Source organism: Paenibacillus xylanilyticus, assembly GCF_047246825.1.
GTDB lineage: Bacteria > Bacillota > Bacilli > Paenibacillales > Paenibacillaceae > Paenibacillus > Paenibacillus xylanilyticus_B.
The window spans coordinates 705,256-728,749 of sequence record NZ_JBFOLB010000001.1 but is presented as its reverse complement, the minus strand read 5'-3'; the positions used below and the strand labels follow the sequence as shown (position 1 = coordinate 728,749).

The 23,494-nt window shown below is 46.6% G+C and carries 20 protein-coding genes and 2 pseudogenes; 6 read left to right on the top strand and 16 right to left on the bottom strand.

The features are described from left to right. Nucleotides 1–6 precede the first annotated feature (6 nt). Nucleotides 7–903, bottom strand: a complete 897-nt coding sequence (locus AB3N00_RS02985; RefSeq protein WP_413033229.1) for a carbohydrate ABC transporter permease — start codon at nucleotides 901–903, stop codon at nucleotides 7–9. An 83-nt stretch (nucleotides 904–986) separates the two neighbouring features. Further along, nucleotides 987–2,324 (bottom strand): ABC transporter substrate-binding protein, encoded by a 1,338-nt coding sequence (locus AB3N00_RS02980; RefSeq protein WP_413033228.1) that lies wholly within the window; start codon nucleotides 2,322–2,324, stop codon nucleotides 987–989. Nucleotides 2,325–2,567: 243 nt separating this feature from the next. Between AB3N00_RS02980 and AB3N00_RS02975 the strand changes: the two genes are divergently transcribed. After that, entirely contained in the window at nucleotides 2,568–3,650 is a 1,083-nt protein-coding gene (locus AB3N00_RS02975) for a GntR family transcriptional regulator (protein WP_413033227.1), read from the top strand. 784 nt (nucleotides 3,651–4,434) lie between these two features. On the opposite strand, the gene AB3N00_RS02970 is transcribed toward AB3N00_RS02975, so the two are convergent. The 3 genes from AB3N00_RS02970 to AB3N00_RS02960 form a co-directional block, all read right to left on the bottom strand. After that, nucleotides 4,435–5,655 carry a stalk domain-containing protein gene (locus AB3N00_RS02970; RefSeq protein WP_413033226.1) on the bottom strand — a complete coding sequence of 407 codons (1,221 nt, stop codon included), beginning with the start codon at nucleotides 5,653–5,655 and terminating at the stop codon, nucleotides 4,435–4,437. Nucleotides 5,656–6,219: 564 nt separating this feature from the next. Beyond that, entirely contained in the window at nucleotides 6,220–6,897 is a 678-nt protein-coding gene (locus AB3N00_RS02965) for a hypothetical protein (protein ID WP_413033225.1), read from the bottom strand. Nucleotides 6,898–7,655: 758 nt separating this feature from the next. Next, on the bottom strand, nucleotides 7,656–8,063 hold the full coding sequence (locus AB3N00_RS02960) for a winged helix-turn-helix transcriptional regulator (protein WP_413033224.1): 408 nt from the start codon (nucleotides 8,061–8,063) through the stop codon (nucleotides 7,656–7,658). A gap of 176 nt (nucleotides 8,064–8,239) precedes the next feature. Here AB3N00_RS02960 and AB3N00_RS02955 point away from each other — a divergent pair, with 176 nt between their 5' ends. Further along, complete coding sequence (locus AB3N00_RS02955; RefSeq protein ID WP_413033223.1) at nucleotides 8,240–9,130, top strand: NmrA/HSCARG family protein; 891 nt, start codon at nucleotides 8,240–8,242, stop codon at nucleotides 9,128–9,130. A gap of 445 nt (nucleotides 9,131–9,575) precedes the next feature. Here the strand turns inward: AB3N00_RS02955 and AB3N00_RS02950 are convergent, their stop codons facing one another. Then, nucleotides 9,576–10,121, bottom strand: a complete 546-nt coding sequence (locus AB3N00_RS02950; RefSeq protein ID WP_413033222.1) for a helix-turn-helix domain-containing protein — start codon at nucleotides 10,119–10,121, stop codon at nucleotides 9,576–9,578. A 257-nt stretch (nucleotides 10,122–10,378) separates the two neighbouring features. Here AB3N00_RS02950 and AB3N00_RS02945 point away from each other — a divergent pair, with 257 nt between their 5' ends. The 4 genes from AB3N00_RS02945 to AB3N00_RS02930 all read left to right on the top strand — a co-directional run bounded on the left by AB3N00_RS02945 (nucleotide 10,379) and on the right by AB3N00_RS02930 (nucleotide 13,682). Further along, a complete protein-coding gene (locus AB3N00_RS02945; RefSeq protein WP_413033221.1) occupies nucleotides 10,379–11,272 on the top strand; it encodes an MBL fold metallo-hydrolase in 894 nt (297 codons plus the stop codon). A gap of 26 nt (nucleotides 11,273–11,298) precedes the next feature. Next, nucleotides 11,299–12,300 (top strand): alpha/beta hydrolase, encoded by a 1,002-nt coding sequence (locus AB3N00_RS02940; protein WP_413033220.1) that lies wholly within the window; start codon nucleotides 11,299–11,301, stop codon nucleotides 12,298–12,300. Nucleotides 12,301–12,417: 117 nt separating this feature from the next. Then, nucleotides 12,418–12,807, top strand: a complete 390-nt coding sequence (locus tag AB3N00_RS02935) for a Rid family detoxifying hydrolase (RefSeq protein WP_413033219.1) — start codon at nucleotides 12,418–12,420, stop codon at nucleotides 12,805–12,807. A 41-nt stretch (nucleotides 12,808–12,848) separates the two neighbouring features. Further along, complete coding sequence (locus AB3N00_RS02930; protein WP_413033218.1) at nucleotides 12,849–13,682, top strand: DMT family transporter; 834 nt, start codon at nucleotides 12,849–12,851, stop codon at nucleotides 13,680–13,682. Between the two features lie 50 nt (nucleotides 13,683–13,732). Here the strand turns inward: AB3N00_RS02930 and AB3N00_RS02925 are convergent. From AB3N00_RS02925 to AB3N00_RS02880, 10 genes and pseudogenes are all read right to left on the bottom strand, one after another. Next, a pseudogene (locus AB3N00_RS02925) lies at nucleotides 13,733–13,932 on the bottom strand (dienelactone hydrolase); the annotation flags it as partial. Next, nucleotides 13,929–14,065: pseudogene (locus tag AB3N00_RS02920) on the bottom strand (transposase); the annotation flags it as partial. The pseudogenes AB3N00_RS02920 and AB3N00_RS02925, both read right to left, overlap by 4 nt. Before the next feature lie 35 nt (nucleotides 14,066–14,100). Continuing rightward, nucleotides 14,101–15,681, bottom strand: a complete 1,581-nt coding sequence (ggt, locus tag AB3N00_RS02915) for a gamma-glutamyltransferase (protein WP_413035177.1) — start codon at nucleotides 15,679–15,681, stop codon at nucleotides 14,101–14,103. 57 nt (nucleotides 15,682–15,738) lie between these two features. After that, nucleotides 15,739–17,067, bottom strand: a complete 1,329-nt coding sequence (locus AB3N00_RS02910) for an amidohydrolase family protein (RefSeq protein ID WP_413033217.1) — start codon at nucleotides 17,065–17,067, stop codon at nucleotides 15,739–15,741. Then, nucleotides 17,064–17,504, bottom strand: coding sequence for a cupin domain-containing protein (locus AB3N00_RS02905; protein WP_090898515.1), 441 nt, complete (start codon nucleotides 17,502–17,504; stop codon nucleotides 17,064–17,066). The genes AB3N00_RS02910 and AB3N00_RS02905 overlap by 4 nt, the downstream gene beginning before the upstream one ends. 46 nt (nucleotides 17,505–17,550) lie before the next feature. Beyond that, entirely contained in the window at nucleotides 17,551–19,233 is a 1,683-nt protein-coding gene (locus AB3N00_RS02900; protein ID WP_413033216.1) for a CocE/NonD family hydrolase, read from the bottom strand. 97 nt (nucleotides 19,234–19,330) lie between these two features. Next, complete coding sequence (locus AB3N00_RS02895; protein ID WP_413033215.1) at nucleotides 19,331–20,665, bottom strand: FAD-binding oxidoreductase; 1,335 nt, start codon at nucleotides 20,663–20,665, stop codon at nucleotides 19,331–19,333. 48 nt (nucleotides 20,666–20,713) lie between these two features. After that, a complete protein-coding gene (locus AB3N00_RS02890) occupies nucleotides 20,714–21,730 on the bottom strand; it encodes an ABC transporter substrate-binding protein (protein ID WP_413033214.1) in 1,017 nt (338 codons plus the stop codon). A 35-nt stretch (nucleotides 21,731–21,765) separates the two neighbouring features. Next, nucleotides 21,766–22,632: a fumarylacetoacetate hydrolase family protein gene (locus AB3N00_RS02885; RefSeq protein WP_413033213.1), complete on the bottom strand. Its 867-nt coding sequence runs from the start codon at nucleotides 22,630–22,632 to the stop codon at nucleotides 21,766–21,768. After that, a complete protein-coding gene (locus AB3N00_RS02880; RefSeq protein WP_413033212.1) occupies nucleotides 22,629–23,471 on the bottom strand; it encodes a creatininase family protein in 843 nt (280 codons plus the stop codon). Before AB3N00_RS02880 ends, AB3N00_RS02885 begins: the two co-directional genes overlap by 4 nt. Between the last annotated feature and the right edge of the window lie 23 nt (nucleotides 23,472–23,494).

Below are 23,494 nucleotides of genomic sequence, written 5' to 3'. Positions count from 1 at the left end.
CCCACTTTAATCCTCCTCCTTTTTGAACATTCCACTAAATTTCAACTGCGTTAAATTGATAACCATAGCAATGACTAACAGAATGATACCAACTGCAGCTGCGTAACCCAGCTTATTTTTCTCAATCCCTTGTCTATACAGATATCCAACAATGGTTAAGCCAATATTTTTGGGTGAATTGTTACCGTTAAACATCATCAGGCTCTCGGTAAACATTGCTAAACCTGCATAAACACTAATTGTCGTAACATATACCGTGGTCGGCTTCAATAATGGCATTGTGATCGTTCTAAACTTCTGCCAAGCAGATGCTCCGTCAATTGAAGCAGCCTCATAAAATTCATTGTCAATGCTTTTCAAACCGGATAGATAGTAAAGCATATTAACACCTGTCCATCTCCAACATGCGAGGATTAACAGTGCTGCCATACTCCATTCTCCGTCTTTCAAGAATTTAATAGGCTCTACACCAAATAGACCCAGGAAACTGTTCATTAATGAACCTTCCATTTCACCGAATGTAAGGCGGAAAATGGTACCCGCAACTGCGACAGATGTCAATGCAGGGAGAAAGAACGAAGATTTAAAAAACTCTCTTCCCAGCATTAACTTACTGTTGATCATAACGGCGAATAACATCGGGAAAGGGATTAACAGCACTAAGGTTCCTAACATGTACACAACGCTATTTTTAATAGCCGTCAAAAACACTTTATCTGTAAGCAATTTCGAATAATTCGCTTCACCAATCCATTTAGGATCCTGTCCCAACATCTTATCTTGAAAGCTCATTACGAATGAATTTAGAAGCGGATAAAACCAGAAGATCAAAAATATGAGTATAAATGGCAATACAAAAACATAAGGCGCAACTTTTTGAGAGTATACAAATTTCTTTATCATATTCTCAATCTCCCTTGACTATGGTTAAACCTGCCGACCACATACCTGCCGACAGGTTTAATCAAATCATTTACTTATTATATTTATTTCAATTCTTGTTCAATTGCTTCTTGTGCTTCATCCAGCGCTTCCTTCACGTCTTGGCCATCTTCAAAGATAGCATTCAAAGTAACCGTATTGAAGACATTGCCGATCGTCGGTGACGCTTTAACGGATTTGATTGCTTGAATTTCGTCTTTGATTTCATTCAAAGTATCAAATGCATTTGTTTTAAAGTATTGGACGTATTCATTATCAGGGTTTTTCGTTACTGCATCATCTTTCCATACTTCCATGTTGATTGGGTCAAATCCAAGTGTATTCCAGATTTCAGTAGTAGCTTCTTTCGAAAGCTTAGCAAAGGCTACAAATTCTTTGGCCAACTGAACGTCTTTACCATTCTTAGTAACAACTGTGCCAGTACCGCCTAAGCCAACGGAACGAGGATTACCTTCTTCAAATACAGGCAACGGAGCAATTGCATACTTCCCTTTAAGGTCCTTCATTTCGTTTACAAAGCGGGACATGTACCACTCAGGCATCAATGCGCTCGCGTAGTTGCCTTTGTTGTATTCGCCTTTTGCTTCTTCTGTGTCGGGTTGTCCGCCAGGGATCGTATGAATAACATTGTTCTTCTGCAGATCGACTAACATTTCATACGCTTTAATCATTTCAGGCGAGTTAACTTTTGGATTACCATTTTCATCTGTAAAATCAGCGTTTTGCTGAGCTAGCAGAAGCGATGCTTGCCACGTAGCTGATGTATCAGCAGTACCTAAGTACTTGCCAGTCTTTTCATAAACCTTGATACCTGCTTGTTTGTAATCTTCCCAAGTTTTGATTGTCTTGTAGTCAACACCTGCTTGTTCGAGAATTTCAGTGTTGTAGAAAGCAAGCGTAGCACCTACGTGATAATCAAAGCCATAAACCTGGTCGGCTTTGGAGTAAATCTCGACACGTGAAGGAACAACAACGTCTTTGTATGGTGCAAATACATCATTCAAAGATTCCAGTAGAACGTTGTCACCTTCCAAGAATTTAGGGAATTGACCAAGCTCGATATCCGCGATATCAGGAGCACCTTTTCCGCTTGTAACTGCCAATAAGAGCTTGTTGTGCATATCATCGTAAGGCATAACCGTTACATTCAACTTAATCTGTTTGTCTGGGTTCTGTTGGTTCCATAACCCCAGCATTTTATCCAAATGCTTGCCGTGCAAATCTACGAATGTCCAAAATGACAATTCTGTTGCATTCTCACCAGCATTAGCGCCTAATTGCTGTGTTTCCGTTTTTGAATCGGAAGGATTACCACATGCTGTAAAAACAAGTGACATAATAAGGACTGTAACGATGGAGATTAAAGTACTGCGTTTTTTCATTTGTTCGTCATCCTCTCTTTTTTGTTATGCATTTGAAAAGTCGGCTGACTAGTTAGTTCAGTTAATTTAAGCGGTTCAATCTACCTTGGCACCACCATCCTTAACATAAAATCTAACCGTTCAAAGAAAAGACCCCTTCGCAACAAATTCTCAGATTCCATATTGTAAGCGCTTTACATGCCGTATTATAATATAGATGAAATATGCTTTATATAACCAATTGATTATAAAATCATAAAGTTTATGGGGAGATGCAACCTTTTGAAAAAGCTGGCGCTCTACAAACAAATTCGAGAAGATATTCTTCAGAAAATTAAATCAGGGCAGCTTCGGCCAACGGACCGCATTCCTTCTGAGCAAGAACTAATGGACGAATTCAGAGTAAGTAAAATAACCGTCAGGAACGCCCTAACCCTACTAGCTGACGAAGGATTAATTATACGCGTACAAGGCAAAGGCTCATTCGTCTCTTCTAGTCTTGTTGTTTCTAGCATCAATTCTCCGCCATCCCCACGCAGCGCGTCCTCCATGCCGCTCATCGGCTTCATCATTCCGACGATGAGGACCCGTGTCATTCAGAAGCTCGTTGACTACACGGAACAATTCCTGCAAGAAGCCGGCCTCAGCATGGTACTAAGCATCACGCGCGAGTCCTCCTCTATCGAATCAAACGTCATTCGTACACTAACGGAGCTCGGTGTGAAGGGGCTGATCGTTTTTCCGACAGAAGATGAGAAGTACAACGAATCATTACTGCGTCTGTCGCTCGATAAATTCCCGTGCGTGTTCATCGACCGCTATCTGCGCAACATTGAGACGTACACCATTACATCCGACAATTACGGCGGTGCATACAAGGCGGTCTCCCATTTGCTATCCAAGAGTCATCAGCAGATTGCACTCATCTCACCTGAAAATGCCAATACAGCCGTTGAGGATCGCACGCTCGGCTTCGAGCAGGCGTACACAGATCAAGGCATCTCGATTGACAAGAGCTTGTGGTGTCACATCCCTCTCGACATTCTACGCAGCGAGCAAGCATTGGACTATGTAAGCGACTTCTTGCAGGACCACAGTGGAATTTCGGCAGCCTTCTCCTTGACTGAAGAAACTGCACGTCTTACATCGGCCGCTATCAGTCGTCTGAACGGTCACTCAAATATCGATTTGCTATCTTTCGATAATCCACATCTTTCAGGCGTAGCTTATGTGCAGCAGGATGAACAGGAAATGGCACGAACAGCCGTAAAGCTGTTACGTGAACAAATGGAAGATATTTATTCTCCTAAGAACGCCGTCATTCCCGTGCAACTCATCTTCCCTTGACACGACAAATGTTGCAGCCAGGCAATAGATGACCTGGGCATATTGATTGGTTTTACTGGCGATGTTGTTCATGATTGTCTGCCCAGTTATTTTAAGACTCACTACCAAATTTGGTCATGCCCCTTGCAACGCGCATCTCCTACGCGAATGCTAAGGAATCTCAGAGCACAATGGTCATGAATGGTCCAGACGAATGACGGAGCTGTTGCGGGAAGGATGGCCGTTCGCTCTAGTTTCTCGCTACAACAACACGCCCATCTGTTGTCTTAAGGTTATTACGGTCTTTTCATTCGAGGGGGATATAAGTGAGAATCATCAAAACACAACAAGATTGGACGTACTTCACCGGGCAAAAGCACGTTCGCTCCCAGCATCGACTCTCCTGACACTTTTCTTTCCCAGCCTCGGGGAGTCTCCTCCATTCACGAAGCCCTCTTCCCTCCATGGGATGTGACGAAGATGCTCCACTCAAAAAGCGATCGCCCTATGTACCTTTTCAGTGTTACCATGGCCCGAAACCTGCACACATATATACAAATCCATGCCCCGCAAGGAACCCCGCAAAAAAACTTGCGCTTATTTATGATACGGTTCACCGTAATGCATCTAAGTACAAAGTACAGTTTGACCACAAAATATACATTAGTATATAGACAAAAACCACTCCCGATTTTTAAGGAGTGGTTTCTTTGCGTAGAGCTTCTCTTTTGTTTCACTAACGTTTTGAAGCATGGTCATTGCGTTCCTTATCTTCAAATATTATTCTGTAATTTCACTAAGCTACTTAATTTTTGAAAATCACGACCATATGCTTGCTTCCCATATATTCAACGGAAGTATTTAACTGCTCCGCCACAAAACGGACAGGAACGAACGCACTGCCGTTCTTCAGAAGTAAAGGAGCATCTTGCATCACCGTTTGCTGGTTTACTTTTACCTGCCTGTTCCCTACAGCCCAACGAATCGTTTTACCATCCTTCTGAATCTTTACCTCTTTGGTGCTCTGGTTCCAATTCACGGTTGCCCCAAGCTTCTCGGAGATGAAACGGATCGGCACATAGGTACGTCCCGTCTGAATAAATGGCGCTGCGGTAATACGATAAGCACTTTCTCCCACATAAGCTGTCGTGCTGCCGATCACCAAGCGCTGTGTCTTACGCTGACCGCTAGGCAACTCATTTCCTGCCAGTTTCACAAATAATTTATATGTTTTCGATCCCTTGCTTAAATCTAAATAGTTATTTTGCAGCGCAAGTGGTTCAATGAATGCACCCGTATCATAATACGGAAAAAAACTACGTTGTTGGAGCGGCTCTAAATCCCAGATTCGATTGTTGTTCAAATAGAGGTAAGCCAAACTTTGAAGATTTCTCAACGGCTCCAAATCATAGATCTGGTTAGATGATAAATCCAGAGAAAGTAAGTTAGTTAATTTAGATAACGGAGCAAGATCTTTGATGTTATTATTCGCAGCATCGAGTCTCCAAAGATTAACTAATCCTGCTAGCGGCTTTAGATCTGTGATCTTGTTAGAACTTATAGACAACGTATTTAGATTAACTAGTCCCGCTAACGCTGAAAGATCATTGAATTGGTTCCTAGATACCGATAAATCAGTCAACTTCGTTAAGTTCCCAAGGGGCTTAATATCCCCAATTTGATTGCCACTCAAATCCAAAGTCGTCAAATTCACAGCATTAGATAGAGGTGAAATATCAGTAATTTGATTTCTGCTTAAAGAGAGCTTCGTCACATTGACTGCATACTCCAAACCCTGCAAACTCTTAATTCCTTTACCCGATAAAGGAACGTCGGTCAGTGACTCTAAATCCTCTTTTGTTAGGGATTCATCGTCGTTTTTATTCAATAACGACTTAAGCGCTTGTTTCAGATTGAGATCCTCAAAAGCCAAAGGCTGTTGGTTAGACGCCTCCATATAAGCCTGTCCTGGTAAGCCCAAACATAGGACAAAAATAATTAATAATCCAGCAAGGTATTTCTTCATTCTGACCATTCCTCTCTAATCACTGTATAAACTAGCCAATAGTTGCTTAGATTAAGACGCAATTTACAAAGAAAAGTTGTATTGAAGAGTAATGTAAGTAGTTGAATAAAAGCAGCCAATCACAATGATCAGCTGCTTTCTTGTTGTTATGAGCTAACGTTTCCCGTTAGTTTAATCACTTGTGACGCCTTTCACCGTGATGAATTCATTCAAATGCTATGTAAATACATCATTATACAAACAAAAAAACACTCCCGACATGAACTGCACCCAATTGTTAGACACAACTACCAATTGGAGGTGCAGTTTTTTTATGACAAATTTCAGTTCAGAATTTCTCCCTGAATCGCTAGGCTTCCAATCGACTTAAATCATTCTACCTCTATGGTTTTGGCGAAATAATCGGCTGGATCAACGTCTTCCATCAGTCCCCATTCGACCATATCTGGCGTACGGGTCAGCAATTTCCGATGCGACTGTCGAGAATCCTCTCTATCGCTGGATATTCATCGAATCTTCTTTCGATGAAATGTTGAATAACCGCCCCGTAAAGGGGCGGTTTTCTTAGGCTTGCATAAATGCTTCTAACGGTTCCAGAATCGCGAACGTCTTCTTTGCATCCTTCTTCCGTTGCTCATCATAGAGTTTGGTCAACTCTTCGAATGATTTAGCTTTAATCTTCGTATAACTCGATTTGCTGTATCTGATTATGTACGTCTTTACCCCTTCCTCTTCACTCCACTCGTAAACGACATCATATTTGTCCCTCAAATTCTTTAAATGAAGTGACCGGCGCAACACTGCAAAGTGTTCTTCAATGGCTTCATCGCATTCCTCCATAATCTTCTCGTATGTGCAGCCAACTCGCATCAGAATCTCCGATGCCCGTTCATCGCCGTATCTCGCGAGAAATTCCTTCAACGAAACCAGCGCATATAGCAATATTTGTTCCTTGTCATTCGGATTCCTGTATTCATAACAGCCTACAACCAAATTGCGGTCGATCATCTCCTCCTTACTGAATTGCATATTAAACAAATACTCGAGTGTCTTTTGCTTCATAACGGTTTCCAACATCTGTTCTTTATCAATCCTGATGCCCGTTGTCACCCACGGAAACGGTAGTTGGCCGTTACCTTCACGCGGTATGCTACCCCTAAGATTCAAAATCGGCATACCCGTAGCAATTGCGTACGACCTGTTATATCCTTCGCCCGCGAATATTTCCTGTTCTTCTAGCATGTGTCCTGCCTCCTTTTAGTACCAAGTTCCATTCGGCGACTATTGCATATCCATAAAACTACCACTTTTTTGTGCTGGTCTCTTATTAGTTCATCAGCGCTTTTCATTAACCCACGAAGATAATTCTGGGATATATTTTATCATATGAGAACAATAAGTCCATCTAATGGTTCCATTATCCTGCCCGTTAGTTAATGCCGGCTGCCAGTCTACAACTTTATTTCACGGTCTAATACTTTATTTTTCAGTCTAACAATTTATTTTCACAGAACAGCTGACGCCCAGGCGACCGGCACGCGGCTGCTCCCTCCGATCCGGACGAGAACCACGCAGCTCCATAGCGCCCGCCGGCGCATCTCACACACCCAGGACGTTCCTATTTAAGCTAACCTGCCCGTTAGCTAAAAAAACGGAGCAGCTGCCAAACGGCAAACTACTCCATGTTGTTTTGAATTAACGTTTCCTGTTACTTCAATGATCACCATATTAAAGTTATCTTGTTTCATAACGCTCCCAGACCAGATATTAAAAGTATCATATAATTCAATTACTGGCCAAAACGGATTCGGTTAAAAGAATCCACGCCACGTTAGATGCACTTCCAAGAAATGAGTAGATCTCCACCTTGGCTTATATAAGGCAATAGTTGAGCGTACGGTTTTCTCTTCAAGGTTACCGAACCTTAATTTGATGAGAAAGCAGTGTGGATGTATTTCCTGCAATTCTTAATCGCAGAAAAAAAGGTGCTTTCTTTAAAATCAAGAAAGTTCCCCTCTAGAATATTTTCCCGGTTCCAACCTATTTGTAGAACCATGGTATTCGCGAAGATCGACAAGCTGCGGATGTTCTCCCCAGTTTTCACCCCATATGCGCAATTGTCGAAGCACGGGAATATATTCCTGTCCTTTATCTGTTAGCGAGTACTCAACGGTTACAGGTACGGTAGGATATACCTGGCGATTGATGACTTTATAGTGCTCCAAATGGCGCAGGACATCCGTTAAAGACTTGATGCTAATGTTATCTAAATTCCTTCGCATTTGATTAAATCGTTGCGGCCCCAAGCTAAGTAAGGAAAGTACCAAAAAAGACCATTTCCCGCGGACCACCTCCAAAGCTTCACGAATAGAGATGAGGCATAGTTCGTCCCCCTTGCCTACATCCATAAAAACCACACCCCTAACTATAATATAGGTAGTCTATTATATAGAGTTATAAAAAAAAAATGTGTCTTCTTTAAATTATACAGTTGATATTTTACGATAACAACAGGACTTATTAACTGCTAAGGTTTAGTTTAAGCGTAAATAGTCTTATAAAGTTTAGAGAGGAGCTTGGGGATATGAATGATAAAAAGATATTGGTTTTGGGAGCAACTGGACAACAAGGAGGTGCGGCCGTTCGGCATCTAATCGCCGATGGTTGGAAGGTTCGTGCATTTGTTCGCGATTTATCAAGCGATAAGGCCCTGAAACTATCCCAACTGGGAGCCGAGCTTTTTTTAGGTGACATGACTGATTTTGCCTCGCTCGATACCGCTATGCAGGGGATTTTTGGTGTATTCAGTGTTCAGGCGTCGGGCTGGAACCCAACTCTCGAAACCAATGCCGATGAGAGACGTATTGGGAAGGCTGTAGCCGATGCTGCCCTAAAGGCAAACATCCAGCACTTCATTTATACATCGGTTGGCGGTGCAGATGCGCAATCCCGATATCGCGATATGCAGAAATGGGATATTGAGCAGTACATTCTTTCACTCGATTTGCCTACTACCATATTGCGTCCCGCCACCTTCATGGAAAACTTCTCAGACCCGATGACAGCCGGCGTGCAGAATGGAACAATGGCACAAGCCTTCAAGCCGGATAGAGTGATCCCACTCGTAGCTGTGGACGACATAGGTGCTTTCGTCGTGTTAGCACTTAATAACCCAGACAATTATTTGGGCAAAACAATCGAAATTGCTGGCGATGAGTTAACACCCTTGCAGATTGTCGAGGCCATAGGCCGCATAACTAACCGAACTATTCCTTACGTTCAAGTTCCGTTGGACGCGTTGCGCCAGCATAATGAAATCTTGGCCGGCGTGTTTCAATGGTTAAACGAAGAAGGCCACGAGGTCGATATTTCTGTTGTACGCAAGGCTTTCCCCGATCTTACGGATTTCGATACCTGGGTGGAAAAGCAAGGAAAAGTGAAGTTTGAGACATTGTTTCTTACAGAGCTTGCATGAGATTGTTTGTTGACAGGTCTGGCATTCGAAGAGCTCAGTCGTAGCCATCATCTTAATTTGTGGTGCTTTCCATCAAGAGGCTGTCCCATAAGTAACCCCGACTTTATGCGCCAATGATCACGGTCGACGGCTCTTGAACGGCTCGCTAAGGGTTTCGAACGAAATAAAACAGCCAAGGAAGGCGCATGCCTCCTTGGCTGTTCTTCGTACTAGACTTCAATCGATTGAATAAGGCCCTTCAGCTTCTCGGCCGACTTGTGCAACAGCGCCTTCTCGGAATCCGAAATCTCCACCTTCAGCAACAAGTACGCATCCCAGTCTCTTCTTCGAGCTATAATTTCAAGTGGTCAAAGTGAGTTGCGAAAAGAAGAAACAAGTCATTTTTAATACTACTTATTTCAAATCATAAGCTCACTTTATAGGAAAGGTATAATTCGGTTTGGACTTAAAAAGTTGGAGGCGTCGACACGGCAATCACCAAGGTCTCACCTTTATATACATTCTTATAGCTATGCGGTGTCTTGGCATCGAAATATATACTATCTCCCTCTTCTAACGTATATCTATCATTCCCAAGCATGAACTCCAGGCAACCAGAATGGACATACAGAAACTCCTCTCCTTCGCTGTGTCCTACGCCAACATCACCAGAAGTCGCACCTTCTTCAAGCACCCCCCAGATTGGTCCCATCTTATTTTTACTTCCCTCGCTAAGGGAATACCATGTAATACGTGAGCCTTCAGAATGTACCAACGGTTTACGTTCGTTTTTTCTCACAACGATGCTTTGTTCTTTCTCTCCAAATAGATCAGTAAAATTCACGTTTAACGCATTGGCAATCCTTTTTAGGACACTTATCGACGGATTCGCTTTGTTCCGTTCAATTTCGCTGAGAAAAGATACTGAGATAGATCCTACTTTTGCCACTTCTTTAAGAGTTAATTTCTGCTTTTTGCGGGTATTTCTAATGACCTCGCCTATAGAATTCATCTCTCATGTCTCCTTTACATTTAAATTTTTTCGCTCTCAGCGAAATTTATAATTTGATAATAATTAAAATATCTAGCAATAGCAAGCTTTCTTACGGTCGTTCAATTTCGGTGTAAAAACGTTGATTTAAGAAGATTATTGGATTAAGATTTTAACAAGGCTGATGTGCAAATAAGTTCCCGGGACATATACACATAATTCTTTTTAAATATAGAATTTCATTTCCAGCGAAATTTTGAAGGAGGGCGATGAGCTATATGACTAAGCTACCTAAGATTTACACCGTAGGCGATACTACTGTTACCCGAGTCACCGAAATGGTAATCAGTGGTGTTCCACCAGAAATTTATTTCCCAGGTACGTGGGATCCCTCTGTATTAGAAGAGAATCAACAATTCTTCCCTGAGGGCTTGCTTGACGAAAATTCGCAACTCATCGTGAGTATTGGCACCTGGGTCGTGAAGACACCCCATCATACGATTCTTATTGATACAGCTACAGGTAACGATAAAAACCTGCCACTAAATCCGGATCTTGCCAATCTGCAGCTACCTTATCTCGAGCGACTTCAAGAGGCAGGCGTTACTCCTGAAGAAGTCGATTACGTATTACTAACTCATTTGCATGTGGATCACGTCGGTTGGAATACGAGGCTAGTTGACGGCAAATGGGTACCTACATTCCCCAATGCCAAGTACGTATTCCCTATTAAAGAACAAGAGTATTACTCCAGCGAAGCGAGCCATAACAAAGAAAATGAAGCAAATTTCAATGTTTATGAAGAGAGTGTACTTCCTATCGTTGAGGCAGGCTTGACGGAAACTATCGGTCCAGAAGGCGGAAAGTTTCTAGATATATTTACATTTATTCCGACTCCAGGTCACAGTATCGGACAAATGTCTATTCGTCTTTCATCGGGTAGTGAAGAAGCTTTGTTCGGCGCCGATATCATGCATCACCCATTCCAAGTTATGCGACCGGATTGGAATTCTATGTACTGTGAATTTGGCGATCAGGCCCGAATTTCACGCCGCTGGGCTTTGGAATATGTTGCCGATCGTCCAATTATCTATTTCAGTACGCACTTCCCAGAGAGTTCAGCGGGATACGTCACCCGAAGCGAAGACGGCTTCAACTGGCGCTTTATCTAATACATTGAAGAGAGGCGAAAAATACAATGTCTAACAACACATTCAACAAATCTATCTCCATCGTATCTGAGAACTTTAACATAGCTAGCGATACGCCTGGTATTGAGCTTTCGGTCCTTAATAAACGTCCTGCATCTATGACTGTCTTCTCTAATGAGAAAACGATCGTCATGGTCCACGGTGCTACTTATCCAGTTGGCAGCCTATATGATGTTGAGCTAGACGGTTTCACCTTCCTTGATTACCTCGCAAGTCACGGTTATGACGTCTATGCAGTAGATGTTCGTGGCTATGGTGGATCCACAAGACCGCCAGAAATGGAGCAACCTGCTGATCAGAATCCTCCGCTTGTCCGTACAGAAACCGGAGTTCGTGACTTTGGCTCGGCCGTAGACTTCGTCCTAAAGCATCGAAATCTATCGAAGGTCAATGTACTTGGGATGTCTTGGGGCGGTACGGTGGCTGGGGCATATACAAGCCGTAATAATAACAAAGTGAACAAGTTAACCCTTATTGCTCCTCAGTGGCTGAGCAACAAACCAATCCCTATTGATACAGGCGGCCCGCTTGGCTCTTATCGCCTTGTGCCCGCAGGTACTACTAAAGAACGCTGGTTAAGTGCTGCTCCTGAAGGGAAACGTGACAGCTTGCTCCCTGAGGGTTGGTTTGAAAAATGGGTTGAAGCAACGCTGGCCTCCGATCCTAATAACAAGACCGCACACCCTGAGCATATTCGCGCTACCAACGGACCGATTCTAGACATACGTGAATATTGGACGGTTGGCAAAGCCTTCTATGAACCTAAAGATATCACCGTACCTGTACTCCTCATTCATGCGGAGTGGGATATCGATGTACCATTAGATTTGGCACAAAACTTCTTTACTTCCTTAACTGGAGCTGCTTATCGCCGTTGGGTGGAAATCGGAGAAGGTACTCATATGATACTGCTCGAAAAAAATAGAGTTCAAGCGTTCCAAGCTATTCAATCATTTCTAGACGAGAATTACTCACCAGCGAGTCAATAACGACGCGATTAGCGGTTTTTAATACAATCTCGCACCCGCAGCTTATTACTGCGGGTTCTTTATTAAGCGAACAAAAACGACAATCATTCTATATTCATTAAAGGAGGGAAATTCACCATGAATCATATTATGATTGCATCCGCACAAGCGCCAGCGGCAATAGGCCCTTATTCGCAAGCCATTGCTACCGGAAATGTTATTTATACATCCGGAATGCTCCCGATAGATGCTGAAGGCCAATTAAAGGAAGGCATCATTGCACAAACCCAACAGAGCCTGATGAACCTTCAGAACGTGTTATCTGAAGCTGGTTTCACCCTAGAAGACGTTGTGAAAACCTCCGTTTTTATGACGAATCTAGATCACTTCGGGCAAATGAATGACGTTTATAGTCACTATTTTGGTAATCATCATCCCGCAAGAACTACCGTACAGGTAGCTAAGCTACCACGTAGCGCTGAAATCGAGATCGAACTGGTTGCCATCAAACGACAGCTTAACCAATAAGGCTATTGGATTAGTCAAATTTTGAAAGAAGGCGCATCGGCTTGCGAACTTACCTGCTTCTCTTACTTTGTGCGACTCTTTATGGAAGCAATTTCATATTCGGCTCACTCTTACTGCAGGAGTTTCCTGCAATGCATCTTTCCGCATACCGCCTTGCCGTCTCCTCCGTGTTCCTAATTGGCTATCTTATCTTGTCCAGACGTATGATTCGATTAACTTCACGGGATATCATCTACTTAATTCCGGTTGCTCTTATTGGGATGTTGCTGCATCAGGTATCTTTCTTTACTGGATTGCAGACGATAGATGCAACGACAGCTTCGCTTATTTTATCGCTCTCTCCTATATTTACCGCTTTGCTAGCGCGACTCTTCTTAAAAGAATCATTCACTCTGCGTATGGTGGTAGGATCTCTAGTTGCGCTTATTGGTGTCTTTTTTGTAGTCAGCCAAGGTAGAGGATTACATGTATCACTGACAACTGGTATGGGAATCATGTTTATTTGCATGCTCGCATTCTCTGGTTCTACCATTTTAATGAGAAAGCTCACAGAAAAAATGGATGTACTTGGAGCGACTGCATATTCAACATTGCTGGGCTGCATGCTCGTATTTCCGGTGGCTGCATGGCGCGAACCTCATGAACAGAGCACCCTTTCCTTGGGATGGTGGGTACTCTTAATCGGTTCTGCTCTGCTCATTCAAGGCTTATGTGCAATCATCTGGAACAATCAAATTCGTAAAGTTGGCGCTGCCAAAGCATCGGTATTTCTGAATCTCCAACCTTTTGTGGTCATGTTGCTTGGTTACTTCATGCTCGGTACCCCAGTCACCTTCACACAAGTTGGCGGTTCCATCCTTGTACCGATAAAATAAAAAAGCCGCTAAAATAGCGACTTCAATGGGAACATGTTCTTGTCCCTCGACAATTGTATATCGAAGAAATCCAGCATATAATCGCTCTTTCGGGAGAAATCTTTCCTGTAATGCCCAGCATGTTGAAAATCGGAGAATTGAATTGTACGTCGGCAAAATTCAAATGCTCCGCATTGTCGATATAGAGGAATTGTCCCCCTTCGTCCACCGTTTCGCGCATCCGTTCCAGCTCCAATTTTTTATCTTCCGTATACCGCATTGCACAGCTAGATATAAAGAATGTCTAAGCCTCTTCGAGCCACGTTTCGTTATTAGTGTGCTTCTCGCCGTAACTTCCCTGAACTAAAAATTCCAGGATCAAGACCTGCAAACGCCACGAGTTGCTAGCAGCATCCAGACCTTTCTCCCCTGTTTTGGTTTACCATCCGATAGCCGCACCATCGCAGCGAGGGTCCGTGCCCCCGAACAGGAAGCCATTGTCATCGATCATAATGGCATGCGCATGTCCCATTACTCTAGCAAAATCTTCAACTGTGTATACCTCGTGTCCGGCTAGCCGTAAACGCTGCTGCACTTCTGCCGTAATTCGGCCTTCCACTCTTAATTCTTGCGTTGCCTCTCCCCATGTTCTTCCCCACACCCAGCGGGGTTCACGCACAGCGATCTGGGGGGGCATGCGATAATCCACCATGCGGGTCAGCAGCGCGGTTTGTGTCTGCGGCTGACCTTCTCCTCCCTGGGTACCATACAAAATATACGGCTTCCCATCGCGGCAAGCCATCGCTGGCATCAGGGTATGAAAAGTTCTTTTGCCTGGTTCAAGCCTGTTCACATGCGACGGCTCAAGAGAAAAGAACGAGCCCCGGTTCTGCAGCAAAATACCGGTGTCTCCCCCAACCACAGCCGAGCCGAACTCAAAATAGAGGCTTTGGATAAATGAAACGGCATTGCCCTCACTGTCTACTACCGCTGCATATGCTGTATCATGGCCTACCGGCTGGGTATCCATCGGCAGGGCTCGCTCCATATCGATGCAGGCTGCCAGCTTCCCCGCATAGGATTTGGATAGCAGCCGGTCCAGAGGGATTGAGGAAAATTGTGGGTCTGTCAAATAACGATCGCGGTCACGGAAGCTCAGCTTTAGCGCCTCCACAAGCAGGTGATAGTACTCATAGGAACCATGCTCTATACTCTCCAAATCAAACTGTTCGAGAATATGAAGCGCCATTATGCCAGTAAAGCCCTGTGAGTTCGGAGGGACCTGATAAAGATCAAGTCCTCGGTAACTCCCTTTGACCGGTTCCACCCATTCACCTCTGTGTCTCGCAAAGTCCTCCAGTGTCAGCAGGCCGCCCTGCTCCTTAAGGGAGCGAACAATCTCCTGACCAACACTGCCAGAATAAAATACGTCTCGGCCCTGGTCCGCAACCTGCAGCAGGCTGCTTCCCAAAGCAGACTGCACAAAGCGGCTGCCCTGCTCCGGGACCTTGCCTCCGGGCAGATAGATGGCGGCTGTCTGTGGATAAGCTGCCAGCACATCTGCACGCTCGACCGTATTGACATGCTGGTCCGGCGACAGCGGGAAGCCTTCCAGTGCATATTGGATCGCGGGCTCAAGCACCTCTGCCAGCGTCTTCGAGCCATATTCCTGTAATATGGCATCCCAGCCGTCCACCATACCCGGCACGGTAATGACGCTTCGGGGTCCCCGCTGTGGGATGGCTGATTCACCCGCAAAGCAGGCTGCGGTAATCCGGCTGCCCGAACGTCCACTCGCGTTATATGCCCTGACTTCTCTATCTTCGTTGCTATAGGTCAGCCAGAAGGAATCGCCTCCCAGTCCCGTCATATGTGGGTATACGACGGCAAGACAGGAGCTCACCGCCACGGCGGCATCAAAGGCGTTACCTCCTTGCTGCAAAATACGCGATCCTGCCGCGCTGGCCAAAGAGTGAGGACTGACTACCATCGTCTGTGTGCCTGTGACTTGTGGAACCATCTTGCCACCCTCTTTCTCTTCTATGTTCAACTTACAGTAATTCCCTTTTGTTGCCAATCATGTTACCAAATCAGACGCAAACGTCTGCGCTGTATGCAAAGCAGACTGCCATCTGCCAGAGGCATACACCCAGCGACTCATTTTTGTACCTGATAGCAGCTGCGTGATATCCGAAGCATCCGTTACGACAAAGTTGCAGTCATGCCCTTCTTCTATTCCGTACCCGTCGCAGCCTGTGATCTCAGCAGGTGTATCCGTGATCATCCGCAGCAGCTGTACTAAATCCTGTTCACTGCCCATATGGGCCGCATACGATGTGATTTGGGCGATCTGTATCAGATCCCCGCGGCCGAACGGATGGAAAGGATCTTGAATATTGTCGGAGGCAACAGCAAGTGGAATGCCTTCTGCAAGCAGCTCGCGAATGCGTGTTGTACCCCGTCTTACCAGGCCGCGATCTTCCCGTCCCTGAAGATACAGGTTCACCGCAGGCAGCGTTACCGCGTTCAGAGCGGTTTCCTTCATCTTCGCCATCACATGCTGTGCATCATTTTCCGTCATTGCGGACAACGAGCACAGATGATCTGCCGTCACTCTGCCCTGATAACCGTAGCGAATCGTATGTTCTGCTATGCTCAGCACGGTTTTTTTTCCGGGATTATCACTTTCATCTGCATGCAGATCAATGGGTACGCCGAAACGTTCCGCTAACCGAAAAATCCTGCCAATCTCCCGTTCAGGGTCCTCTGCCAGATGAGGGGCTCCACCCAATATATCAATCCCCATCCGCAGTGCTTCCTCGATTGCCTCATCCGCAGCTTCATGATTGCCGCGGAACGGTACCATGAGCGCATATTGGATAGCCATACTGCCCTTCAACTTCTCCCGTACTTCCAAGGCTGCCTCAATCGTCCGAAAGGCCACCTCTCTCCCCAAATGAACAGGGAAGTCAAGGTGGCTTCTTATAGTCGTGGTCCCGTAGCTCAGTGCCATTCTGGCGGCCGTCAGCATGCGTTCCGCCAGCTGCTCCTTGCTGAATGTCTGTACAGCCTGGCTGTAATTAAGAATGGCTTCATGAAGTGTGCCGGATCGGTTCGACACCTGCTCAAGCGAAAAAGCTTTATCCAGATGCATATGACAGTCAACCAGGCCAGGAAGCATTATGCTGCCCTGCAGATCGATGCAATCCGCGTCTGCCAACCGTTTCAGATCCGATCCGGCCTGATGCGGGACCAGCAGACGGGAAGCACCGCTTTCCCGTGCAACAAGGAAACGGTCCTGCCGACGGACGCTAACCCATTTTCCATCCTTCGCCTTTACTTCATAAAGACACAGGTCTTCTCGGTGCGGAAGGCGAACATTAATGAAGCGCAGCTCTGCACTCATTGCGCGGTAGCCAGTGCCTGAAGCACGGCCAGATCCTCCTCATCCAGCTCGGTGGCAGGACCCGCTTTGATCATATCCGAGAACATTTCGTCCGGTACCATGGTCGTCAGACAATACAGACGTGTGCTGCCCGTGTTAATAATATCGTGATGGTTGCCCGGTGGAATGATAATGAATGAGCCTTGGCGGATCGGAGTCTCATACTCGTTGCCAACTTTGGCAAGCCCCTCTCCTTTTAACACATAAAAATATTCATAAGCCTCCCGGTGTTCATTGGATGGAGTTCTGCCTCCAACCTCGAAGATCTCCACAAATGAAGTGAAAGGAACCTGCTCCCTGTCGCACAGTAAAATGAACTTGTTTGTATCCTGTGCGGAAATTTTGTGGACGGGACAATTCTCAAAGTTACCAGCAACCAGACCTGGAATGTTCACCATATACATTCAACCTCACTTTGATTGATTTTAATTTATGCTTCAATTTTCATCTTTTCAACGGCAGCTTCAAACAGGATATGTCCTGTTCAGTACTGCGAACAGCCGTGGTGGCAATCTTCAACCCACCTGTTCCCGTGCTGTTCGTCTCATCCCAGACACCGTTCGGATGCCGGGCGAATAACGGGAAGGCGCTGCCTGTTAACTCAAGCCGGACATACGAGCCAGCCGGCAGGGTAGCAGCCAAGGGACGCAGCCGAATCCGCGCCATTCTCCATTCATTGGAGGCATCTGCTCCTTCACTGCAGATTTCCGTGCGACCCACACTCAGTAGCCGGGCCGTCCCTTTCTCGGATACGGTCGTGAGGATGGCCACCAGATCCGTCGGTCCTCCCAATGTTTGGTACTGAACGGTCAATTCCGGGGACCCAAAAATCGGGATATCCTCTGCAAGCGGTCCTCCCGTATATACCAGGATCTCTTGCCGTTCCTGAATGGCAGCTCGGTCGGACGGCAGGTAAGAGTCCAGACGCATTGGCAGACGCGAGTCGTATACGAATACATCCGGAACAGCCTCCTCCACATCTTCCTTATGCTTTTCGAGTCTCCCCCCTCCTGCCGCACCGTTCGCCGGGGTCTGTGACCCTGACAGATAAAAAGATTCGGACGGAGAGGACCCATACTCAAATACAGAAGGCAGCTGTTCCGCCGTATGCCATTCATGACTCAATTGGTCAAAATATCGGATCGGCAGTTCACCAGGCAATTCCATGTCTTCCTTGCCCTTCAGCCAATAATCAAACCAGCGCAGCTGCTCCAGATGATGACCACCATCCGCTTGCTCTCCATGGTCGATTCCGCCCGCTCTGCGTCCCCATGGAATGTGAGCCCACGGGCCGACAATGAGCCGATGAAAACAATCCGAAGTGGCCGTAGCTTGAAGAGCCTCGAACGACTGTAACGTGCCCATTAGGAAACCGTCATACCAGCCCCCAATATGCAACGCCGGCACCGGTTCCCGGACGATCTCGTCGATCCAGTTCATCCGCTCCCAGTACTCATCGTACGCTTGATGATCGATCCAATCATAAAATGCGGGAAAGTATTGCTCCAGAATCGGATGTCTTTCATTCAATGGCATTTTCCAAAGCATCTCCTCGGGGCTGCGCATCAATCGGGAGCATTGCTCTGCCGTTTCGAAGTCTCCCGCTCTTTGTGCCGTGTCACGAGCCAGCTGGAAAGCCCACGGCAGATGATTGCCAAGTGCGAAGGAGCCATGCGGATAAAATAAGCCATGGTACATGTCTGCCGGACACATGCTCGGTGCTATCGCCTTGAGCGCAGGGGGGTGAAGGGAAGCTGCTGCCCATTGTGTTAGGCCTTGATAAGAGAAACCGTACATGCCTACTTTCCCGGTCGAGCCGGACAGACCTGCTGCCCATTCGATGGTATCAACCCCGTCCTCAGCTTCCTGTACAAACGGATCAAATTCGCCTTCCGACTCTCCCCGCCCCCTAACGTCCTGGATTACTACGATGTACCCCTTACTGGCATACCAGACGGGGTGGGCAAGTGTAACGGTAGAGGCAATCGACCGTCCGTAGGGCTGGCGCATCAGCAGCACAGGAAATTCTCCTGTCTCGTCAGGCATGTATATGTCTGAATACAACGTTACACCGTCCCGCATCATACAAGGAACCTTTCGGCGGATGACCACATTTCCAAATTTCATGCAACTCGCTCCTTCTGCTGTAGATACGGATTTGCTATAGAAGTCCGTATGGTACGTTAACTGCTGCAGGTTGCGCCATTCTTCCGTCACCCGTTGATTAGACGCCGCTAACAGCCGAACGCTTTAATTTCTCCTGATTCAGAATTCCCTTCGGATCGTTACGATGTTTGATTTCCCACAAACGATCATGGGCGTATGATCGCCCGCCTTCCTTCAAATCCCAAGTATGCGGATTATTGACTATAACCCGGTTTTCCTCATAACGCTCCATCAGCTGATTCAGATTTTCCTCCGTTGTGAAGGGAACCAGCGGCAGGCCGGAGATCAGCAAATTTCCGTTTTGCCGGGCAAACTCGATATGATTCATCACTTCCGGATATTCCTTTTTCATAGATGAGATTTGCTCAAGGGCACAGGATGGATCAAAATTCAGCTGCAGGTAGGTTAAGCCGGGGTCTGCCTTGCGCGCCCACAAAGTCGTATGATTCCATGTGAAATCGGAGACCCCTACACCTTTGTGGTACTGTTCGGCAGAGACCTTCATAGCCATATGACCTTCATATCCCGATAGGATACGTTCAAGTTGGAATTCGTTGGCTGTATCCACTTCAAGCAATACAACAGCACGACCAGCGGGGAGATCAAGCGGAAGAAAATAGGACGGAACCGGCCATTCATGGATGGAAATTAGCCGTTTCACCAAGGAACTGTCCTCAGCAACCGACTGCCCGAAGCGAAAAGCCTGTTCAAAACTGTCAAAGGTTACTGCCCATTGCATCCATTCCACTCGGGGAGCCAGATTGATTTCCACTTCGGATAAAATGCCGATTGTACCGTAAGTATGCAGGTAAGGCAGCACCTCGTCCCCCTGGAGCTCAATGGTACGGGGATGAACCTCAACGGTCTTGATTTTTAGAGAACGTACCAGCCCATCCCAGATCGTCCCCCAGCTGATCGAACCGATACCGCCAAAACCGCCGCATAAAAAACCGCCGATCGTCGCTGATTGAAAGGTGGAAGGCATCGTACGCAGCTCATAACCCGCCTTGCGGGCAGTGGATTCCATTTTGCCGAGTCTAGTCCCGGCCTGGATCCGCATAGTGCCTTCTCCCATTTCGAGCACCTTGTTGTATTTGGCCAGATTCAGGACGATTCCGCCTGTGACCGGAACGCATTGACCGTAGTTGCCGGTGCCGTTCCCCCTGATGGTCAGCGGAACTCCCAGCTCTGCTGCAATGGAGAGCAGATCGTCAAGCTCTTCCTCGGTGCGCGGACTGGCGATGCACTCGGCGACCTTACCCTGCAGCTGACTGGCCAGCACAGGAGAGAAGTGATGATAATCCATCGAATATTTGGCAAGCGCCGCCTCCTCCCACTGCAGCAATTCCGGATCCATGCGTTCTTTCAATACGGCTATCCAATGTTCATTCATTCGGTTCCCCTCCCGTATGTTGTAAAACTGATCTCCTAAAGGAATCTCTTAGGAATTCGGCAAGAACTCATCCGTAAATACTTTGCTGACATCAGGCTCCTCTTTCAATGCCCCAATCTCCTTTAGCTGCTTTCCGAGCTCCGCCCAGCGTTCCTCTGTCATGTAACCAACACCGTGTTCCGCCGCATCACCTTCGTATACAAACGGGATAAGCGTTTCAGCGGCATAGTTCAGCTTTTCTTTCGTAAAATCAGGGTTTTCCTTTAAAATGACGTCATTCACGGTATCATAATTGGTCTTGTAATAATCCCAGCCCTTCATCGAAGCCTCGACATAACCACGCACAATATCAGGATGATCCTGGATATACTGCTCCGTGGTGAACAGCACATTGGAATACGGGTTATAACCGGCATCTGCCAGCAGCAGGAAATTAATGTCTACATTCTGCTGCTTCATCTCGTACGGCTCACTGGTTACATATCCCTGAATGGCAACCGTTTCATCGGCTACAAAAGGAGCCAGAGAACCGGTATAAGCCAATTCCTTCACGTTACCCAATTGGTATTTACTCTTCACAAAATCCCAGAACACCGAGCCCGTTCCCACGTAAACAGAGCGGTTGTTCAAATCGGCCAGGGAGGAAATGTTCTGGTTGGCATGAACCATAAGTCCCTGCGGGCTTTTCTGGAATATCGTCGCAATCGCTACAAGGGGGATTCCTTCTTCACGAGCGACCAGCAATTGATCCGCTGTAGCAAGTCCGAACTGCGCCTTGCCGGAAGCCACGATCTGTGTTGGAGACACCTGCGGCCCACCTGCCTGGATGGTCATATCGAGACCAGCCTCATTGTAATATCCTTGTTCCTTTGCCGCATATAGCCCCCCATGCTCCGCTTGTGCAAACCAGTTCGTCACCTGTGTAATTGCCGTGAGTTCCTCGCTTCCCCCCGTAGCAGCGGCATTCTGAGCAGTTGGCTGATTCCCGCAAGCCGCAAGCAATGTGGATAAGGAAAACATTGCTGCGAGTAAAACTACAGTGCCCTTTTGTCTGTACTTGTTCATCTCATTACCACTCCCCAAGGAAAATTACTGATGATTTATTCTACTTCCCCTACCGGATTTCGAAGTGTCATAAAGCCACTGATTCTACACTCTGCGACATCTCCTTGCTGAATCTGGACGGACCCGGGTGTGCCCGTCATGATCACATCTCCCGGATGGAGAGTCATCATCTGTGAAAAATACGAGACAATGAACCATGGATGATAAATCATGCGAGACACCGTATTGCTATGAATAACCTCATCATTCAACACAGTTTCAACGACGAGGCTCTGCATATCGCCTATTTCGTCAGGTGTTATTAGTTGTGGTCCAAGACTGAAAAATGTATCGGATACCTTGGATCGCTGCAGGAATCTGGGGTTCCGTGCGTGAATGTCCTGGTTAGTCATATCCAGCGTTGCGGCAAAACCGGCAATGACCTCCTGCCCACGTTCTTCCGGCACATTTTTGCAGGTTCGGCCGATGATAATGCCAAGCTCTGCTTCTGATGTCACATTCACATCCTGAGCCGTCAGCTGGATATACTCTTCTGGCCCGATCAGGCTTGAGTCCGGCTTCATGAAGCAGACTGGCTCACGCTCTGGAGGAGTGGATGCGAGATCGATCGCTTTTTGCACATAATTCATGCCAATTCCCCAGATCTTACGAGGGTGGCGGAAGAGAGGAGCAGGTATAGCTCCCTCTGAAAGTATGAAAGGGATTGATGAAACTGTTCTGTCCCCGTGCTTCTGATACCACTGGACAAGCTCCTCTAGCTGGCCTTGCTGCAAGATCTCCATAACGGAGGTGCTCCATGTGCTTCCTTCCGCCCTGTTGATCTCCTCCAGAAGAAAGAATCGTTCCCCATGTTCAATCGCTGCCTGTTCACCATCGCCGTGTTTCAGACTGACGAGCTTCACAGGGTGCTTCCTGCTGGCTGCTGAACCGGTTCAGTCCCGCGGACATCGGTGATTTCAAAATCACACAGTTCCTCCAGCGCCTCCGACAAAATCGCTGAGATTCTATCCTGAATAATCATGCCTTTCTCAGGCGTGGCTGTCGTAGCATCACCAGCAATACCGGTAGCGGAGATGTCAGCCATCTTCCAGGCGAAGCGGATTTTCCCTTCTAATGTAAGAAAGCGGTAAGAGGACATATCAGGAAGCTCTTTGACGAGGAACTCCTTCTTCACCCAGTCCGGTTTGATAGACATCACGAGAGAGGTCTCATAATCGCCACCATGAATACCGTATTCCAGCTCCTCGGAAGACAGGAGATCCTCTGCTACATTCAGACTGCTGGGACTGAGATAGAAAACCATCATCCCCGTTCTGATCCGTATTTCTCGTGATACCGTATTCAGCAAATCCACATTGCCGCCATGGGTATTAAACAACAACAGCTTGCGAAAACCACTGGCCTTCAGACTTTCTGCAATGTCCAGCATTATGGCATGCAGTGTGCTCGCAGATAAGGAAATGGTGCCCGGAAGCCCGATATGTTCGTTGCTTTTACCATACGAGACCGGTGGCAGTAGCCAAATCTCCTTATCTGCCCGCACGCGCTCCAGCGTTTGTGTTAATGTCGCTTCCCCAATCAGAGTGTCCGTATATACAGGCAGATGGGGTCCATGCTGCTCCACAGCTCCGACCGGCAGAATAACCAGCGCCTTATCCTTCGGCAGTTCTTTGACCTGTTTGCTTGTCAGACGGGGCAAAAAGCGCTCCTCCCATGCTGTTCCTTCATATCGCTGAAACATAACTGACACCCTTTCTCCTGTGG

What these genes read in the sequence shown, in the direction of transcription:
- AB3N00_RS02985 (WP_413033229.1), bottom strand. Translation starts at nt 903, where the DNA reads ATGATAAAGAAATTTGTATACTCTCAAAAAGTTGCGCCTTATGTTTTT.
- AB3N00_RS02980 (WP_413033228.1), bottom strand. Translation starts at nt 2,324, where the DNA reads ATGAAAAAACGCAGTACTTTAATCTCCATCGTTACAGTCCTTATTATG.
- AB3N00_RS02975 (WP_413033227.1), top strand. Translation starts at nt 2,568, where the DNA reads ATGGGGAGATGCAACCTTTTGAAAAAGCTGGCGCTCTACAAACAAATT.
- AB3N00_RS02970 (WP_413033226.1), bottom strand. Translation starts at nt 5,655, where the DNA reads ATGAAGAAATACCTTGCTGGATTATTAATTATTTTTGTCCTATGTTTG.
- AB3N00_RS02965 (WP_413033225.1), bottom strand. Translation starts at nt 6,897, where the DNA reads ATGCTAGAAGAACAGGAAATATTCGCGGGCGAAGGATATAACAGGTCG.
- AB3N00_RS02960 (WP_413033224.1), bottom strand. Translation starts at nt 8,063, where the DNA reads ATGGATGTAGGCAAGGGGGACGAACTATGCCTCATCTCTATTCGTGAA.
- AB3N00_RS02955 (WP_413033223.1), top strand. Translation starts at nt 8,240, where the DNA reads ATGAATGATAAAAAGATATTGGTTTTGGGAGCAACTGGACAACAAGGA.
- AB3N00_RS02950 (WP_413033222.1), bottom strand. Translation starts at nt 10,121, where the DNA reads ATGAATTCTATAGGCGAGGTCATTAGAAATACCCGCAAAAAGCAGAAA.
- AB3N00_RS02945 (WP_413033221.1), top strand. Translation starts at nt 10,379, where the DNA reads ATGACTAAGCTACCTAAGATTTACACCGTAGGCGATACTACTGTTACC.
- AB3N00_RS02940 (WP_413033220.1), top strand. Translation starts at nt 11,299, where the DNA reads ATGTCTAACAACACATTCAACAAATCTATCTCCATCGTATCTGAGAAC.
- AB3N00_RS02935 (WP_413033219.1), top strand. Translation starts at nt 12,418, where the DNA reads ATGAATCATATTATGATTGCATCCGCACAAGCGCCAGCGGCAATAGGC.
- ggt (WP_413035177.1), bottom strand. Translation starts at nt 15,681, where the DNA reads ATGGTTCCACAAGTCACAGGCACACAGACGATGGTAGTCAGTCCTCAC.
- AB3N00_RS02910 (WP_413033217.1), bottom strand. Translation starts at nt 17,067, where the DNA reads ATGAGTGCAGAGCTGCGCTTCATTAATGTTCGCCTTCCGCACCGAGAA.
- AB3N00_RS02905 (WP_090898515.1), bottom strand. Translation starts at nt 17,504, where the DNA reads ATGGTGAACATTCCAGGTCTGGTTGCTGGTAACTTTGAGAATTGTCCC.
- AB3N00_RS02900 (WP_413033216.1), bottom strand. Translation starts at nt 19,233, where the DNA reads ATGAAATTTGGAAATGTGGTCATCCGCCGAAAGGTTCCTTGTATGATG.
- AB3N00_RS02895 (WP_413033215.1), bottom strand. Translation starts at nt 20,665, where the DNA reads ATGAATGAACATTGGATAGCCGTATTGAAAGAACGCATGGATCCGGAA.
- AB3N00_RS02890 (WP_413033214.1), bottom strand. Translation starts at nt 21,730, where the DNA reads ATGAACAAGTACAGACAAAAGGGCACTGTAGTTTTACTCGCAGCAATG.
- AB3N00_RS02880 (WP_413033212.1), bottom strand. Translation starts at nt 23,471, where the DNA reads ATGTTTCAGCGATATGAAGGAACAGCATGGGAGGAGCGCTTTTTGCCC.